The organism is Candidatus Hakubella thermalkaliphila (genome assembly GCF_013281975.1).
GTDB classification, from domain to species: domain Bacteria; phylum Actinomycetota; class Humimicrobiia; order Hakubellales; family Hakubellaceae; genus Hakubella; species Hakubella thermalkaliphila.
Map to the genome: position 1 here is coordinate 1 of NZ_BLRZ01000145.1, position 3,325 is coordinate 3,325.

Sequence of the window (3,325 nt, forward strand, 5' to 3'; positions counted from 1 at the left end):
AAGGATCAGGCTTCATACTGCACCTCGTTTCTTCTTTTCGACGAACACTTGGGATATCGCCGTCGATCTTTGAAGCGCTTACCCGGCTGTGCGACAGGGCGAGGCCCCGTGATCGGTTCGAATAGTATCTCATCTTTGTCGTTAACCCTACAAGCCCTGAGCACCCCTTCCCGGGCGAACTTCTGAGCGGTCTGATGATGGATTCCGAGTTGAGCGGCCACTTCGCGCGTAGTCAGCCATCCGGCCTCACGCATGTGTTCTTGAAAGCTCCGAATGTCGTAAGCGCGTCGCAGATTTCTGACAATCTGACGAGTAAACTTTTTGCCCCGACCGGTTCGCAGTCCTCGGCAGTTGAGTGTCTCAGCAATCTCCCCGTCGGTCTGTTCCATGGTCAAAGCCCTGATTTGCTCAACAATGTCAGGAGGAGTCCGGAATCGCTCGGCTGCATTAGGGGGTACCGGCTGTTGCAAGGATGTGGTAGTGCCGCCTTTCCAACGAATGCCGATGCGAATGATTTTTCCCTGCCGCTTGAGGGTGACATCTTCGATCAGCAAGCGGAGCATGCGCTTGCGGTCCCGTGCCGGCGTCCGTGGATCTTTCCAGACTCGCGGAAGGTCAGAGGCAAGAAGAAGGATGCGCTCTTTGTCCCCCTCGCTCAGCTCCGGGCTCTCACTCTCACAGATGCGACGATATTCCTCTTCAGCCAGGGATAAGGCTTGCAGCTTTTCGTTCCATTGTCTCTCCAATTGATCGGCCACCAGTCGATTTTCCGGCCGCACCAGCATGTACTGGCGCTGAGCCAGTTCCGCCTCTTCCCGGGCCCGCTGGACTTGGGCCAAGCGCAGACGATTGACCTCCGTCTTGCGAGCCCGCAGCTCTTCAAAAACCTCCAGCGCGATCTCCAGGGAAGCTGGAGTCATGGCCTCCAGAACAACTTGGGCTATGGCCTCATCCAGGCCTGACCCCGGGATACTCTGGCAGATCGGCTCAGCAGCTTGGATACCCCGCCTCTGACAAACGTAGTCGGGTACCGGATGTCCTTGACTCACGTAGTAGCGAACCGTCATCCGCTGCCCACAGATCCCGCACAGAACCAAGCCTTGTAATAGAGCCGGCCCTTCCCGAGGAGGGCTTTTTCGCCGATCGGCTCCGTAGCCATTGGCATTTTCCCGAAGCTTTACTTGATTGGCTTCATATTCTTCCCAGGTGATATAGCCCGGATGGACATTAGGCAGGAAAACCTGCCATTCTTCTTGGGGCAGTCTCCGGTAGCGCACTTGCCCTCCTCCCAGCTTACGCTGCCGGGTTCGGCCGTAAACGTAGGCTCCGGTATAGCGCGGGTTGTGAAGGACATTGAGCACCCGACTATGTTCCAGGGCCGCCCAGACAACCTCGCCTGCTCTGGGTCCACTGGCCAGTCGGCGCGGCCATTGAATGCCTTCTCGGGAAAAATGTCGCACGACTTGCACGGCCGAACCCGTACGACGAAAAGTTTCAAAAAGCAGACGCACCGTTCCTTGGATTTGCTCGTCCGGATCAAAGGCCAAGCGCTGTCCATCAAAGATATATCCAAGGGGCGGTCGGATCCACAGCTCACCGCGGCGGGCCTTGTTGAGTTGTCCGCCTACAAGTCTAGCCTTTAGCACATGCAGTTCGGCCTCGCTCATGGTCCCTTTCAGCCCCAGGAGCAGCCGATCGTTAAAGTGGCTGGGATCGTATAGACCATCTTCATCCAGAATCAGAGTTTCCGAAAGTGCACAAATTTCCAGAAGCCGGTGCCAATCGGTCGAGCTGCGGGCCAGCCGAGAAACTTCCAGGCCCATCACTAGCCCCACGCGACCCAGGCCCACTTCAGCCACCAGACGCTGAAAGCCGTTTCGCTGCGCAGAGCTGGTACCAGAAAGTCCCAGGTCCTCGTCAATAACTACGATTTGCTCCGAGTTCCACCCCAATGCTTGAGCACGGCGTTTCAGATCATACTGTCGAGCTGTGCTCTCTCGATTCTCCTGAACTTGGCGCAGCGAGGACTGCCGTACATACAGGTAAGCCAGTCTACTTAAATGCTCCCCTGTAACCTTGCTCGTGACGCTCATCGTCCCCCCTCCTCATGGCAGGCCAGAATCATGCCTGCCAGCAGCACCGTTAAATCGGCGCGATTCGTTAGGGGAAGCTCGGCTAGGGCAACCACGGGGGCTTCCATTTCGCAACGGGGGAGGCCAGGTGGGCCGACCAGTGCCGAGAGGGCGCTGATCCAGGCACTCATGCCACGAGACAGAAATAGAGCTAGTCCATGTCCGCATTTTCCTGTAGCATTGCCTCCCAGGGCTTGAAGGCGGAGTGCTTCGTACTGCTCCAGAATATAGTCCCCATCCAATGGGGTGCTCATGGTGTTCCCTGTCCTTTCCTCGGTCGTTTTTTTTTGCGCCGGGCCAACGCCCGCTCTAAAGTACGGGGGTTGATTTTGACTCCAAACTGCTTCTCCACCACCGGAACTGCCTTTTCGGCCTTAGTCGTTCCAGACTCCGCTTGCCATTGCTCGACAAAATCTAAAATCTCATCCGTGCACTTGTGAGCACCTTGGGGGCCGCGACGGCGTGGAAGCAGCCCTGGGATACCCTGCGCCTCAAAGACCGCCTCCGCTTTGTAAAAAGCCTGGCGACTGAGGCCGAAAGATTCGGCCACTTCCGTGACCGACCGGCCCTCCACCTGATGGCGCCGGAGCATCTCGTACTTGACCTGAACCCGGTCGTGGGCATCGAAAAACTCCTGACTGCGGAAGGCTTCGTCCCGAACCGAGTCGGGATCAGGATGCAAAGCACCTTGCTCGCGCAAGAGGGCAATCTTGGACTTCCTATCCTGATGTGGTTTAGATCGAGACATGGCTGTAATCTTAATTATATACATCTCAAGGCCGATGTCAAGTCTTTTTATTCCTTTATTACCCTCAATATCAGGAGTTTTAAAGCCTATTCCGAACCATCGACAGGAGCATATTGGGAAGTCTGGTAAATAATTAAGTTGACAGTCGGGACGAAATTTGGTTGACATTACTTCCCTCTCGAATCGATCAGATCCCGCAGCCGAAGCAGATCCTCCACCCGAAAACGAGAGCGGCCACAGCCTACACTCAGGTAGGGATCGGGAGGTAGCCAGTCGGTCCAACTGACCGGAAGGGAGCGCAGAGTGCCGTCTGGAAACTCCACCGTCACCCGTTGCTCCCCCCATAGCATTTTGGCAATTACGAAGGGAAAAGACTGGCCCCGCTGAGGATGAAAGGGGTGGACAACCCGAATCTTCTGTCGATCTTTCTTATCACTTGCATCTA

The 3,325-nt window shown here is 56.0% G+C and carries 4 protein-coding genes; all 4 read right to left on the minus strand.

Translation table 11 applies throughout. From position 1 onward, the window contains the following. Nucleotides 1–5: 5 nt before the first annotated feature. Nucleotides 6–2,093 (minus strand): recombinase family protein, encoded by a 2,088-nt coding sequence (locus HW443_RS09990; protein WP_176238134.1) that lies wholly within the window; start codon nt 2,091–2,093, stop codon nt 6–8. Then, the gene (locus HW443_RS09995; protein ID WP_176238135.1) at nt 2,090–2,386 is read right to left on the minus strand and encodes a hypothetical protein; all 297 of its coding nucleotides are present in this window, start codon (nt 2,384–2,386) and stop codon (nt 2,090–2,092) included. Before HW443_RS09995 ends, HW443_RS09990 begins: the two co-directional genes overlap by 4 nt. Next, nucleotides 2,383–3,048, minus strand: coding sequence for a helix-turn-helix domain-containing protein (locus tag HW443_RS10000; protein WP_176238136.1), 666 nt, complete (start codon nt 3,046–3,048; stop codon nt 2,383–2,385). The genes HW443_RS09995 and HW443_RS10000 overlap by 4 nt, the downstream gene beginning before the upstream one ends. Beyond that, the coding region (locus tag HW443_RS10005; protein ID WP_176236117.1) for a DUF5372 family protein at nt 3,048–3,325 on the minus strand (278 nt) is incomplete at its 5' end. The genes HW443_RS10005 and HW443_RS10000, both read right to left, overlap by 1 nt.

Bases quoted from the DNA above. Each gene is read 5' to 3' on its own strand.
- HW443_RS10000 (WP_176238136.1), bottom strand. From the start codon at position 3,048: ATGTCAACCAAATTTCGTCCCGACTGTCAACTTAATTATTTACCAGAC.
- HW443_RS09990 (WP_176238134.1), bottom strand. From the start codon at position 2,093: ATGAGCGTCACGAGCAAGGTTACAGGGGAGCATTTAAGTAGACTGGCT.
- HW443_RS09995 (WP_176238135.1), bottom strand. From the start codon at position 2,386: ATGAGCACCCCATTGGATGGGGACTATATTCTGGAGCAGTACGAAGCA.